This window comes from Alcanivorax sp. HI0044 (genome assembly GCF_001634945.1).
The window spans coordinates 19,138-32,099 of record NZ_LWEZ01001328.1 but is presented as its reverse complement, the minus strand read 5'-3'; the positions used below and the strand labels follow the sequence as shown (position 1 = coordinate 32,099).

The 12,962-nt window shown below is 52.8% G+C and carries 11 protein-coding genes and 1 pseudogene; 5 read left to right on the top strand and 7 right to left on the bottom strand.

Features of this window, described 5'->3' with window-relative positions; all coding sequences use genetic code 11:
- From A3730_RS19640 to A3730_RS19620, 5 genes and pseudogenes are all read right to left on the bottom strand, one after another.
- Window positions 1–350 (bottom strand): annotated as a pseudogene (locus A3730_RS19640) (hypothetical protein); the annotation flags it as partial.
- Between the two features lie 457 nt (window positions 351–807).
- Window positions 808–2,451: an NAD(P)/FAD-dependent oxidoreductase gene (locus A3730_RS19635; RefSeq protein ID WP_040297294.1), complete on the bottom strand. Its 1,644-nt coding sequence runs from the start codon at window positions 2,449–2,451 to the stop codon at window positions 808–810.
- Entirely contained in the window at window positions 2,448–3,359 is a 912-nt protein-coding gene (locus A3730_RS19630) for an alpha/beta hydrolase (protein ID WP_231880744.1), read from the bottom strand. Before A3730_RS19630 ends, A3730_RS19635 begins: the two co-directional genes overlap by 4 nt.
- An 86-nt stretch (window positions 3,360–3,445) precedes the next feature.
- On the bottom strand, window positions 3,446–4,273 hold the full coding sequence (locus A3730_RS19625) for an SDR family oxidoreductase (RefSeq protein WP_008930238.1): 828 nt from the start codon (window positions 4,271–4,273) through the stop codon (window positions 3,446–3,448).
- Window positions 4,270–5,214, bottom strand: a complete 945-nt coding sequence (locus tag A3730_RS19620) for a metal-dependent hydrolase (RefSeq protein WP_008930237.1) — start codon at window positions 5,212–5,214, stop codon at window positions 4,270–4,272. The genes A3730_RS19625 and A3730_RS19620 overlap by 4 nt, the downstream gene beginning before the upstream one ends.
- 181 nt (window positions 5,215–5,395) lie before the next feature.
- On the opposite strand from A3730_RS19620, the gene A3730_RS19615 reads away from it, so the two are divergent.
- Complete coding sequence (locus A3730_RS19615; protein WP_007151233.1) at window positions 5,396–6,001, top strand: TetR/AcrR family transcriptional regulator; 606 nt, start codon at window positions 5,396–5,398, stop codon at window positions 5,999–6,001.
- A gap of 69 nt (window positions 6,002–6,070) precedes the next feature.
- Here the strand turns inward: A3730_RS19615 and A3730_RS19610 are convergent, their stop codons facing one another.
- A complete protein-coding gene (locus A3730_RS19610; RefSeq protein WP_007150482.1) occupies window positions 6,071–7,114 on the bottom strand; it encodes an AraC family transcriptional regulator in 1,044 nt (347 codons plus the stop codon).
- A gap of 122 nt (window positions 7,115–7,236) precedes the next feature.
- Between A3730_RS19610 and A3730_RS19605 the strand changes: the two genes are divergently transcribed.
- The 4 genes from A3730_RS19605 (at window position 7,237) to A3730_RS19590 (ending at window position 11,969) form a co-directional block, all read left to right on the top strand.
- Window positions 7,237–7,557: a 2Fe-2S iron-sulfur cluster-binding protein gene (locus A3730_RS19605; protein WP_007151505.1), complete on the top strand. Its 321-nt coding sequence runs from the start codon at window positions 7,237–7,239 to the stop codon at window positions 7,555–7,557.
- Window positions 7,558–7,571: 14 nt separating this feature from the next.
- A complete protein-coding gene (locus A3730_RS19600) occupies window positions 7,572–8,984 on the top strand; it encodes a cytochrome P450 (RefSeq protein ID WP_039926512.1) in 1,413 nt (470 codons plus the stop codon).
- Window positions 8,984–10,639 (top strand): GMC family oxidoreductase, encoded by a 1,656-nt coding sequence (locus tag A3730_RS19595; protein ID WP_063521380.1) that lies wholly within the window; start codon window positions 8,984–8,986, stop codon window positions 10,637–10,639. Before A3730_RS19600 ends, A3730_RS19595 begins: the two co-directional genes overlap by 1 nt.
- 97 nt (window positions 10,640–10,736) lie before the next feature.
- Window positions 10,737–11,969 carry an NAD(P)/FAD-dependent oxidoreductase gene (locus A3730_RS19590; RefSeq protein ID WP_063538730.1) on the top strand — a complete coding sequence of 411 codons (1,233 nt, stop codon included), beginning with the start codon at window positions 10,737–10,739 and terminating at the stop codon, window positions 11,967–11,969.
- Between the two features lie 186 nt (window positions 11,970–12,155).
- Here A3730_RS19590 and A3730_RS19585 read toward each other — a convergent pair whose 3' ends face one another.
- Window positions 12,156–12,821 carry a TetR/AcrR family transcriptional regulator gene (locus A3730_RS19585; RefSeq protein WP_022983803.1) on the bottom strand — a complete coding sequence of 222 codons (666 nt, stop codon included), beginning with the start codon at window positions 12,819–12,821 and terminating at the stop codon, window positions 12,156–12,158.
- Window positions 12,822–12,962 lie beyond the last annotated feature (141 nt).

Sequence of the window (12,962 nt, the reverse complement as noted above, 5' to 3'; positions counted from 1 at the left end):
AACTGCCCTTTCTGGCTGGTATTGGCCTGATAGGGCAATAGGTTGGATGTGTATTGGTCTACACCCACGTTCAGGCCAAAGTAAATGGGCTTGTCGATGCTGGAAATGCCGGCGACGCGGCTTTTGAAGCCGATTAATAATAGTTCGGAACTGGTGTCAGAGAGGATATCATTCTCTCGCTCCAAAGGGTCTGTTCCTCCCAGTGATTTGGCACGTAATTCCTGGTCGCCATACTGCACAATGACTCCCAGTTCGCCCTCCGGGGAGCGGGCCATGGCGGCCGGGTTGTAGTACACCGACCAGCTGTTGGATGCAAAAGGACTGAATGCCAAGGCAGTGCCGGCATTCATCGGGCCTAGCCCATAAGTGCTCGCTCCGTCGCCAGCACCGCCAATGGCCAAGCCGGGTGAGAGCAATGCTGTAGTGCACGTGAAGAAAAGGAGAGGTAACCGTTTTGTTTTTTTTGCAGACATTTCAGGCTCCTAAAGGGGGCTGTTCTGGTTATAGATGGTGAGTTGTTCTGATTTTCTGTTTGTTTGGTTAAACAACCAATATTGGTCTCAGGCTTAGCTGTCTGTGTCCATGACTGTAATGACGTTGTGCTCTGGCGCTCCGGTAATGTCACACATTAATGCGTGACGCCCAGTCGTCGTCTATGACGAGATGCCGTGTTCTGTTGCTGACCAGGCATGGGTTATCGAGTGGTGTAACGCCTCCTGGGCAGCGCTAAAGCGCACGGTCAACTGGATCTGGAGAGCTCTGCTGGCGTGACATGTACAAGCAGGCTCCACACTTTCTCTGGCACAGTCACTGAGAATTGTTATCTGTTTGTTTTGCCGGAATGCCCTTCTCTGGCAGCTGGGGATGTGGCTCACAGGCTTGTCTCCCGCCGTCGTGTCTGCTGGGAGTGTGCCCGGCCAGTACACTGAACCGGTAGTGATCCATCGGTAAATGCTTGGCTCGCCACAGCATTTCCAGAGAGGTAGAGGGCCGCAGCATTGGCGCGTCACCATGATGGTCGAAGTAATAACTGTTCGACAGCGCGCAGTTGTGGTTAAGGAACACGGTGTTTTGCTGGCGTTTCTGGATATTGCGGAAATACGCGTCATGGACGGACTGACGTATTTCCACTTGGCTGGCTCCACGTCGGTTGGCTTCGCGAATACAGCGAGAGAGGTGGATGGCATTCCCTTCGACCATCTTGAAGTAAGAGGTGCCGATAAGGGCATAGGGACCGAGCATGATGTAAAAGTTCGGGTAGCCCGGAATGGTCAACCCTTCATAGGCCTGGTAACGGTAGTCATGCCAGAAATCGCCCAAATTGATGTTGTTGCTGCCGATGACGTCGAACGAGGGAATATTTCCTTTCTCGAAGGTTTTGTAACCGGTGGCGAGGATCAAGGTATCTATGCGTCGTGAGCGGCCGTCTTCGGTGGTGATGCCACGGGAGGTGATGCGTTTGATCGGCGTCGTCACCAGCTCGACGTTGTCCCGGCCGAAGGTGCGGAAATAGTCGTTGGAGAAGGTTGGTCTTTTACAGCCGAAGCCGTATTTCGGTGTCAGTTTCTCCCACAGGTCTTTGCGGTTGGGCAGTTGTTCGCGCAAGTTGTTTATGCCCGCCTTTTCGCACATGCGGACCAGCCAGGGGGCCTGGCGATAATAAATTGCTGAAAGCACCATCAGGGTTTCACTGGCGGTATCGGTGGCGCCCCGAAGGGTGCGTTGCAGGCCCGGTACGGTTCGGAACAGAGTCTTGAGCCAGCCGGGCAGGCTATGATCGGGTTTTTTCAGTACCCAGATGGGGGTGCGCTGGTAGACATCCAATTGGCGGGCCTTGCCGGCAATTTTCGGAATCAGTTGCACTGCAGTGGCGCCAGTGCCTATTACCGCTACTCGCTTGTCACTAAGATCAAGGTCATCTGGCCAGCGTGCAGTGTGAATGACATTGCCCTGGAACGTATCAAGCCCTTCAATATCTGGCATCTTGGGTGATATCAAACCGCCACAGGCCGAGACAATATGGCGTGCACTAAGTCGCCTGCCATCCGTAAGATCGATCAACCAGACATGGCTGTCGAGATCAAAACGGGCGCTAGCGACTTCGACACCAAAGCGAATCAGTGGGTAGATGCCATACTTGCTTGTTACCTGTCTTGTATACTGGTAAAGCTCGTTTCCCGGCGCAAAAACGCGAGACCAATTTGCGTTTTGTTCGAAGGAAAATGAATAGGTAAACGAGGTAATGTCGACAGCGATTCCCGGATAACGGTTGTCGCGCCAGGTTCCTCCCACATCCTTGCTTCGCTCAAGGATCAAGATATCTTTGATGCCATCGGCACGCAGCTGGATTGCCGCACCAATTCCAGAAATTCCCGCGCCGATGATAATGACTTCATGATCAGGAGTAACGCTGGGACGAGGGTTATGGATTGCAACAGCAGCCATATTCATGATGCAACCTCAACTATGGCGCTATCGCTAGCATTGACCGTTTGGGATGGGGCTTTGCCGACGTTATTGCTGGTCAGATACTTTTCCAGAATTCGGACGATGGTAGGGAAGTCCTGCTTTGCCTCTGGTAGCAAAAAGGTGAATACGGGCCACACGTGCGGCATATCATCGCGCTCCAGAACCTGCACGGGCACCCCCGCATCTCGCGCGCATTGTGCTGCTGCATGGGTATCGTCGCGCAGACACTCTTCGCTACTGACAGTGAAAAGTAGAGGGGGCAAGCCGGTGAAATCCGCGGTGATTGGTGAGGCATACGGGTGAGCGGGGTCCGCGCCGGCCAGATAGATATCCGTTGCCACCTCAATCATGCCATGGGAAAGCATGGTATCGCTGTCGCTATTCGCCTGTCTGGACATCAGGGTGCCTCGCGCATCCGATGCCGGCGAAATGGCGAGGGCGCAAGCCGGCATTTTCAGCAGCTGATCACGGGCACGCAGCAATGTGACTAACGTCAGGTTGCCTCCCGCAGAGTCTCCCGCAATGACCACAGGGCGAGGGTCTGCGATCAGTTCACGATACACATTAAAGGCGTCATCCGTTGCTGCCGGGAAGGGGTGCTCAGGGGCTAGTCGGTAATCCGGAAGAAAGACCCGCGCATTCAGGGCGTGAGCCAAACGGCCACAAAAGTGGTGATAGGTATCAAGCCGCCCGCCGATGAAGGCGCCACCATGCAGGTAGAGTATGGTGATTTGTGGGTCTGCGGTGCCTAGCCAGTGGCCAGCTATTCCTGCAACCTTGCCTCGCTTGAGTCGCACTCCGCGTGGCAGCAGAGAGGGGGCCAAAGGCGCGTTCATCACCCTGCGAAGATGTCTTACCAGTTTGTCCGGGTCGCGTATATCACGCTTCATGCCGGCGCGAAAAAGTAGCTTCAAAATTGTTGTAGGAATGGAGGCCATATTGAATTCCTTGCGTGTTTCGTTTCCACTAATGCGGTTTAATCAGCCAGCATTCTGTAAGCTTCGCCAATCGCGCGGGCGTATAGTCGTGGCGTCAGGCGTTTCAACCGCCAGGCAAGCCGGCCGTCAATTTGTGGCAGCATGTAAAGCTCACCTCGATCAAGGGCACTGAGGGTCTGTCGGGCCACCTGGTCGGCGTTGGTGAGGGCATAGCGGGTCATCGCTGAACGGGCAAAGTCACGGCGACGTTCAGGCAGGCGCCCATTCTCGACGATATTGGTCGGGACCACGGTTGGGCACAGGGCCGTGATTTTTACGCCGGTACCGGTCAGTTCAGAAGACAGCGTTTCGGACAGGGCCAGCACCCCCGCCTTGGTGACGTTGTAGGCGGCCATTTCCGGGGCGGACCCGAATGCGGCAGCAGAGGCCACATTGATGATGCCTCCATAGCCCAGATCGCGAAGCTGAGGGGCAAAATAATGGCAGCCGTGAATAACTCCCCATAGATTGACGTTCATGCACCAGTGCCAATCTTCAAGTGACACCTCGCCGATTGGGCCACCGAGGCCGACGCCGGCGTTGTTGATTACCAGGGTTACCGGCCTGCCGAGCAAAGGCTCGGCATTTTCCGCCAGGTATGCCATCTGTTTTTCATCGCCGACATCACACCCCAGGGCTACCGCGTGAGTACCGAGTGCTCGCAGGCTGATCGCCACCTGTTCGGCGCGCTCTTCATTGATATCGACACACAGTACCGAACCGCCTCGACGGGCAACTTCGTAAGCAAAGCTACGACCGATGCCGCTACCCGCCCCGGTGATGACAGCTGCCGCCTGAGTTGACGGGTGCAAGGGTTTCTTTTTCATGCCTGCCCCCATGCGGGTTCAGGTTGTGGCGTTTCGAATGTACCGTGTACATTGTTGGCTCGGTGGTCTCTGAGCGCTTGATAGGCCTTATGAGGGTCGCCAGTTCTTTCGTAGGCGCGTTTCCAGATCCGGATTACATCACGGTTATCGTCATCCCACGGGTGGAAAGTGGGGGAGAAATAGGGGGGCACGCCAGCGAGTACCTTGGAAAGAATGCCGGGACGCCAGAACAGGACTTTGGTCATTTTGGCGGCGGACCACAAATTCAGAATTTGACGATCCTTGTAGAGCAGATAGGTCTGGTTGCCGATCATAATGGGGAAGCCCAGGGCAATGGCCAGTAGCATGCCACTGATACGCAGTCGGTAACTGCGGTAGCCACCACCACTGGCATCGACGAAGACGTCATAACTGACGCTCTTGTGCTCGGTTTCTTCGACAAAGTGCCAGTAGAGCATGGCACGCAAATCCGGGTGGGTTTCGTCAAACAGCTCCGGGTGCTCAAGCAGTACCGAGGAAATAATGGCCGTGAAATGTTCAAACGCCGCTGCGATGGAGCTCTGCATATCGTCACTGAGGCGGTGTTGGAGTTGCTTACGGATCAGCTTGAACACGCCTTCAACCTTGTCGATGGGAACCCCGTGTTGCACGCCGATGGCGTTCATTTCATCGTGCTCACGAGCATGAATGCGCTCCTGGCGAATGAATTCTTTAGCTGCGTTCAGCACTTCTGGATCGTCAAGCTTGCCAAGCTGCCGTCTTGCAGAATTCATCACCCAGCGTTCACCGTCGGGGACGGCGGCGAGAATGGCATTCATCCAGTGAGTGGACCACGGGTCGTTGCGAAACCAGTGGCGAGCCACGTTTTCGATGTTCATGGGAAAGTGAATGTCACGGGTTACAACCTCGTCGTAACCAATCTTGCGGTTTGCCAGAGCCATTGGATCGCTCCCAAGTAAAGTGCATTCATTGGACTTTATTTGTATGACCAACCAAATTCAAGATTATAAGGTAGACAGCGTGTTTTTATCTGTATAGATCGAATAGTGCCATCGGCCAGGAAGGCTGGGCCGACTTTAAAAGGAATGCTAGAATCAAAGGCTTACAGCATGGGAGTGCCTTGTGGGAAGAAAGAAAAATCAGGTAACGCCGGTGGCGGAGGCGGATCGAGTGTTTGTGCTCGGTGCTGCAGCTCGTCTATTTCGTCAAAAGGGGTTCGATAAAACCACCGTTAAAGAAATCGCCGAGGCTTGTGGCATGCTGCCTGGCAGCTTGCATTACCGTTACCCCTCCAAGGAAAGCATTCTGGTCGACTTGATGCGCCTTGCGCTTGAGCAAGCGTCTACGGCCTTGTCTGAGGCCATTCGGGGGGAAAGTGAGCCGCTTGAGCAGTTGCGTCAGGGGATCAATGCTCACCTTGAGTTGCTGGTTGGTGGGTCGGATATGGTCTATGTCCTCCTTTTTGAATGGCGCTCCTTGCATGGTGAGTCCCGCCAGGAAATGATTGATCTACGAGACAAATACGAGCTTCTTTGGTCTGCCATGTTGCAATCTTTGTCCTCTCAGGGCCTGATTCGTGCTGATGTGGATCGTGATCTTTTGCGTCTTATCGGGCTGGGCGCGTTGAACTGGGTAGCAACGTGGTTCAATGAGGGGGGGCGATATACGGTGAAGGATGTCGGAGATTTTGTGTGGACGGTAATTAAGGATGGTGTGCTCAAGCGGTAGACGTTGCTATTCAGTGAGAACTGATGGCCGTACTCGCTGCTGATTGTGAGTGCAGTCTGTTTATAAACACTAACCTGCATGCTGCCTGTATTGATCGGGTGTCTGACCAAACCAGCGTTTAAATGCCCGTCTGAAGCTCGCCGTGTCGTGATAATTCAACAGTGTGGCGGTGGCTTCGACGGACAGCTGGCTATTGCACAAATAGCTTACTGCTTGCTTCGATAGTACCTCCTCGCGAATCTTCCTGAAACTGCTGTTCTCATTTTTGAGTTTCCGTGCCAGGGTGCGCTTGCTTATAAAGAGAGAGGCAGCCGCCTCTTCTTCACTAAGTGTTCCGGGTGGCCGGGACAGCATCATTTTCTGTAACCGAGTCCGATAGTCCGGTTCAGGACTCTGAAGACGCGCAAGCATGGATTCGCACTGCTGAAAGGCTAGATGATAGCTTTCATGATTGGCCGATGCGTTCGGTTTTCGACACAACCCCATTGCCAATTTTAGCTTGAAGTGATCGGAGTTAAAGTAAACCTTGCCTGGTAAATACTCACGGTACATGCCCTGGTAGACGGGAGCTGGATGAGGGAAGTGGACTTCAGATTCATATAGAGGGCGGCCTACGATGAACTCGCCGATTTCGAAAAAAGCCTTGATCACAGTATCTTCCAGGCAGCGCTCCACATCATTTTCCATCGGTACTTGGAAGTTTACAACGCATTCCAGGTAGTCCTCAGCCCGCTGCAAGTCCACTTGAATAAAGCTCGCCCGGGTAGGCAGGAAAGTGTGAACGGCTTGCAGCGCGGTATAAAGGTCGGGGCTGCTGTTAGCAACAAATCCCATCACCCCATGGGTTGCGGGGGTGAGACGCCTGCCCAGCCGTAACCCGAACTCTGGTTTGCCGGATAAATCTAAAGCATTACGCAAGATCTGAATCTGCTGGGTTGCAGTGAGCAAGCTTTCATCTTTGAGTAATTGTTCGACATCTACACCCGTGTTGCGCAAGAGGCTAGGGAGTTCTCGTACACTCAAGCCAAGTTCTCGGGCGATAAGGCGTGAGTAGTTCGACGGGATATCCGCATCCACGTTTTTCAAACCCTGTTTGAGCGTCGTTATTGCCATCAGCGATTCCTCGGAATGCGGTAACTGTCTTTAAATGTCCCCGGTCTGTCAAGAAATGTCCTCGTCGGTGTTCCGACACATAGCCAATCTTCAAGGTAGATATAAATGCTAGGAGACACGCTGTGGGAAAAATTATCTTTATTGAACATGACGACACCGAGCATGTTACGGAGTTCGGGGTGGGTTCTACGCTAATGCAAATCGCCGTTGATAACGCCGTTCCAGGTATTGACGGTGACTGCGGCGGCGAATGCGCCTGTGGTACCTGTCACATGATTGTTCCCGATGAGTGGTTCGGCAAGACCGGAAGGGTTGGTGACGCAGAAGAACAGATGTTGTCCATGACCCCGGAGCGGGCGAGAACCTCGCGCCTGGGGTGTCAGGTAGAAATTACTGAGGCGATGGACGGTATGACCGTGCATTTGCCTGAATTCCAGATGTAAACAGGGAGAATGCTATGTCAACAAAAACAAGATCAAGCAATGCGTTTCAGACAAAAGTATTCAACGCCTCGTCCAAAGTGGTGCCGATGCATTTTCAGATTAAAACGATGAAAATGCTGATGAAGGCGAAGAGAAAGACAGTGGGTTCTCGATCCACACAAATGGAATTCGTCGAAACCTCCTTGCCTGATGTCAACACCTTGGCACTCGAAGATATCGACACCAGCAACCCTTTTTTGTATCGACAAGATCAGTGGCGGGCCTATTTTAAGCGGCTGCGAGATGAAGCTCCGGTACACTACCAGAAGAAGAGTCCATTCGGGCCTTTCTGGTCGATAACTCGCTATGAAGATATTTTGTTCGTGGACAAGAGTCACGAACTGTTCTCCTCTGAACCGCAAATTATTCTGGGTGATCCACCGGACGGACTATCGGTGGAAATGTTTATCGCCATGGATCCGCCCAAGCATGATGTGCAACGTCGGGCGGTGCAGGGTGTGGTAGCGCCAAAAAACCTTAAGGAAATGGAAGGTTTAATCCGGTCCCGAGCAGCCGAAGTGCTAGACAGCCTGCCGCTGGATAAACCCTTCAACTGGGTGCCTGCAGTATCCAAAGAGCTGACTGGCCGCATGCTGGCTACACTGCTGGATTTCCCTTATGAAGACCGCCATAAACTCGTTGAATGGTCTGATCGCTTGTCCGGTGCGGCATCTGCCACGGGTGGCGAATTTACCGACCCAGATGTCATGTTTGACGATGCGGCAGACATGGCGAGGGCGTTCTCAAGGCTGTGGCGAGACAAGGAGGCACGTCGTGCAGCCGGCGAAGAACCCGGTTTTGACTTGATCAATATGTTGCAGAGCAACGACGACACAAAAGACCTGATCAATCGGCCGATGGAGTTTATCGGGAATCTGGCTCTGCTCATCGTTGGCGGCAATGACACCACAAGGAATTCCATGAGCGGTGGTGTCTTGGCCTTGAATCAATTCCCCGAGGAGTTCACCAAGCTGAAGGCTAATCCGGACCTGATTCCGAACATGGTTTCGGAAATCATTCGTTGGCAAACTCCACTGGCCAACATGCGCAGGGTCGCGACACAGGACGTAGAACTTCGTGGCCAGACCATCAAGAAAGGGGACCGGGTGTTAATGTGGTATGCCTCAGGTAATCGAGACGAACGCAAGTTTGACAACCCCGATCAACTCATTATTGATCGCAAGGATGCACGCAACCATATTTCTTTTGGCTACGGTATTCATCGTTGTATGGGTAACCGCCTGGCCGAACTGCAATTGCGCATTTTGTGGGAAGAACTGCTCAAGCGCTTCGAAAATATCGAAGTGGTTGGCGAGCCGGAGCGTGTACAGTCCAACTTCGTGCGCGGTTATTCGAAGTTGATGGTCAAACTGACGGCAAAAAATTAATGAAAAGTTTGACCGGGCTGGCGACTGAAGAATTCGACTATATCGTTGTGGGCGCTGGCTCGGCAGGGTGCGCGGTAGCCAATCGTTTGTCCGAGAGTGGCCTCTATTCGGTGTTGCTACTCGAAGCCGGGCCGGAGAGTCGCCGCAACCCTTTCGTCAACACGCCGCTGGGATTTTTGCAGTTGATGTTCAGTCGCCGTTTCAACTGGCAGTTCTATACCGAGCCACAGCGTCACATGTACGGTCGTTCGTTGTTCCAGCCGCGGGGCAAGATGCTTGGCGGTTCGAGCGGGATTAACGCCCAGGTCTATATCCGTGGTCACGCCAGGGATTACGACGAGTGGGCACGGCAGGGGTGTCACGGTTGGTCATACGCCGAGGTGCTGCCGTATTTTCGTAAGTCAGAACATTACGAGCCTGAGACGGTGCCGGGTACGGCAGTATTCCATGGTAAGGATGGCCCTCTCAATGTGGCGGAGCGGCGTTATACAAACCCGTTGAGTACGGCGTTTGTCGAGGCATCAGTACAGGCGGGGTATCGACGCAATCGGGACTTCAACGGCCCTGATCAGGAAGGCGTCGGCTATTACTACACCTATCAGAAGGATGGTTCCCGTTGCAGTAATGCGCGTGCTTATCTTGAGCCTGCTGAGGGTCGATCTAACTTGACCATTCGCAGCGATGCACATGTTACCCGCGTGCTGTTTGATGGGGCTCGCGCTATTGGTGTCGAGTATCGCCACGCAAAAAGTTTGGTTAGAGCTCATGCCAAGCGGGAGGTTATCCTATGCGGCGGTGCATTCAACTCGCCACAACTGCTTATGCTGTCAGGTGTCGGCCCCCGCGAGGAGCTTGCTCGACATGGCATTGAGCTGCGTCATTCGCTGGAGGGGGTGGGGCGTAATCTTCAAGATCATGTTGACGTTTTTGTACGGGTCAGATCGCGAAGCCGACAGGGAATATCGATGCATCCTAGCTATTGGTTGAACGGGGGGCGGGCCTTAATGCAATACCTGAGCGGTCGTCGAGGTGTGCTGTCTAGCAATGGCGCTGAGGCAGGCGGATTCATCTGCTCCCAAGCAGAGCAACCGATACCTGATCTGCAATTGCACTTTGGGCCAATGCTGTACGCTGATCACGGCCGTGACATGAAAATTGCAATGAGTGGATATGGCTACATTGTAATGATCTATGGGCTCAGGCCCTTGTCCCGGGGCCGCATTGGTTTACACAGTGCTGATCCGCTCGCTGCACCATTGATTGACCCCAATTACATGGCTGACCCTGCCGATGTCGAACAACTCATTCGTGGTGTTCGGCTTGTTCGTAATATTTTGTCCCAGCGTGCACTTTATATTCATCAGGATGTAGAAATTTCACCAGGGCTGGAAATACAGGATGACGCGAGTCTCACCGAGTGGGTGCGCCGTAATGGTGAGTCCGCATACCACCCGGTCGGCACTTGTAAGATGGGGATTGATCATATGGCAGTGGTCGACCCTCGTCTCCGTGTGCGTGGCTTGCAGTCGTTGCGGGTAGTTGATGCGTCTATCATGCCAACCCTGGTTGGCGGGAATACCAATCAGCCGGCGACCATGATTGGAGAGAAAGGGGCAGATATGATACTTGAGGACGCCGCGGTGGCTGGAGTTTAGGCATCATGTGTTTAGCTCGGCTGATGTTGCAAGTTATAGTTATTCATGAAGTTTTTGTGGGTAACTCGGTTTCAGTATGCATAGAAAGAGACAGGTTATGATTAACAAAAATAAAGAGGTCACCGTCATTATTGGTGGTGGACACGCAGCAGGAACACTTTTGACCGCCTTGCTGCAAAAAAAATACCCTCACAAAGTGGTTATGGTTAGCGAAGAGCTGCACCCTCCCTATCAGCGACCGCCCTTGTCCAAGAATTATCTCGCGGGGGAGGTTGATAAGGCGTCTTTATACCTTAAACCGCCTTCAATCTACGAGAATGCGGGGCAGCAATTACAGCTCGGCGTGCGCGTAGAACAGATTAACAGAGACGACAAAAGCCTCATTTTGTCAGATCAAAGCACTTTAAAGTACGACCAACTGGTCTTGGCCACTGGCTCACATGTCCGCCGTCTTAACGTGCGGGGTTCAGACTTGAAAGGTATTCATTATTTGCATGGTATCGAGGACACAGATGCCCTGCGTCGTGAGCTAGTACCCGGCAAACGCCTGGTTATCGTGGGGGGCGGGTATATCGGACTTGAAGTGGCTGCCAGTGCGACTAAGCAAGGTGTTAAAGTTACTGTCTTGGAAGCTGCCGAGCGCTTAATGCAGCGTGTTACTGGGCCAGAGATATCTGAATTTCTCTACGCCAAACACACGAGTGCAGGAGTCGATGTTCGTCTGGGGGCGGCCGTAATTGGTTTTGAATCAGATGATCAAGGGTGCGTGAATGGTGTGACCTTGGCCGATGGGGGTAAGGTGTCAGCGGACATCGTTCTCGTTTCGATTGGTGTCATACCAGAAACGGCCTTGGCTGAAAATGCTGGCCTGCTTTGCGATGATGGCGTTGTCGTCGATGAATTTACCCGCACCGATGACCCAGACATTCTGGCGATAGGAGATTGTACCCGCCATCATAATCTGTTCTTCGACAAAAGGCAGCGTCTTGAATCAGTCGCTAACGCTGTTGAGCAAGCTCGTACGGCGGCAGCTACACTTATGAGTGAAGAAAAGCCCTACGATAGCCCTCCCTGGTTCTGGTCGAACCAGTATGATGTTCGTTTGCAGATGGTAGGATTGTCCCAAAATCATGACCAGCGTGTACTGCGTGGCAGTATCCTTGACAAGGAATTCGCAGTTTTCTATCTATGTCTTGGTCATGTTATTGCTGTTGATGCAGTCAATTTTCCAGTTGCATTCATGGTGGGTAAACAGTTGGTTAAACTGCGCAAGAGTGTCAGCGCTGAAGTGTTGTCTAATCCGAATATCGAACTGAAGTCTTTAATCTGAAGCACTGCAAGAATTGCTATCTCCAATAGTCTCGATGACGACTTGTGTCAACGGAAACCGTATCCGGTACCGAAGGTCGATCTGAGCAATCAAGTGGCGTGGACATGGTCGATATACAGCTTTATTCGTTGGGTGTTAACGACAACGTAGCTATGTGTAGAGATGCCGCAAGCCCAAGTGGGGCGGTCAAGCATCGCTCAGCGGTAGTTCCCACTTGGGCGGGTAAGGCGGTGGGTCGTTTACATCTGCACGGGCTCGCAGATGAACGGCGAGCATGTTGCACCAGACTTTGAGATAGCGGTCAAAGAGCGTTTTGTCGGCAACGATGTGCAAATCCTGCGCCATGCCGCGCAACAGCCATTGCGTCAACATCATCATCGAGCGCACATCGGTGTCTTCACTAATGGCCTCCAGATAATGGTCTGCCGCGTTACCGACGATGAAGTAATTGGAAGTCCAGACACGTTGCAAAATGGATGCAAGCTCAGGGTCATGTTGGCTGGCTGTCAATAGTTGCATCAACGGGATAAATTCCGGCTGATCGAAAACATTCTTCCATGCACCAAAGATAAGGGCTTCTAGTCGATCTTCAGATCCATGGAGTTTGGCGATGGCTTTACCCAGCTGAATATAGTGCTGGCGAATTAAATGCTCAGCTGCCGCAGCGATCATGTCTGCTTTACTAGAGAAATGGTGTAGTGGGGCGCCCCTAGATACGCCAGCGATGTTGATAATGCGACTGACGGTGGTGCCAGCGAATCCATCCTTCTCTAGACAGGTGAGCACTGCCTGAATGATGCGTTCCCGCATGGCGTCGCTACGTTGTTCCTGGGTGCGTCGTTGAGCATTCATCGCGTTCTCTGTCTATTACTGAGCATGGTCACTGGGATGCAGAGGCCTGATTCTAAATGATAAATGGATTGTAGCGTAGCTCGCCAATAAACAAGTTGAACGTACGTATTGTAAGTTATAAAGTCTTGCCATTGTTCCTGA

Bases quoted from the DNA above. Each gene is read 5' to 3' on its own strand.
- A3730_RS19585 (WP_022983803.1), bottom strand. From the start codon at position 12,821: ATGAATGCTCAACGACGCACCCAGGAACAACGTAGCGACGCCATGCGG.
- A3730_RS19630 (WP_231880744.1), bottom strand. From the start codon at position 3,359: ATGAAGCGTGATATACGCGACCCGGACAAACTGGTAAGACATCTTCGC.
- A3730_RS19600 (WP_039926512.1), top strand. From the start codon at position 7,572: ATGTCAACAAAAACAAGATCAAGCAATGCGTTTCAGACAAAAGTATTC.
- A3730_RS19590 (WP_063538730.1), top strand. From the start codon at position 10,737: ATGATTAACAAAAATAAAGAGGTCACCGTCATTATTGGTGGTGGACAC.
- A3730_RS19595 (WP_063521380.1), top strand. From the start codon at position 8,984: ATGAAAAGTTTGACCGGGCTGGCGACTGAAGAATTCGACTATATCGTT.
- A3730_RS19620 (WP_008930237.1), bottom strand. From the start codon at position 5,214: ATGGCTCTGGCAAACCGCAAGATTGGTTACGACGAGGTTGTAACCCGT.
- A3730_RS19625 (WP_008930238.1), bottom strand. From the start codon at position 4,273: ATGAAAAAGAAACCCTTGCACCCGTCAACTCAGGCGGCAGCTGTCATC.
- A3730_RS19635 (WP_040297294.1), bottom strand. From the start codon at position 2,451: ATGAATATGGCTGCTGTTGCAATCCATAACCCTCGTCCCAGCGTTACT.
- A3730_RS19610 (WP_007150482.1), bottom strand. From the start codon at position 7,114: ATGGCAATAACGACGCTCAAACAGGGTTTGAAAAACGTGGATGCGGAT.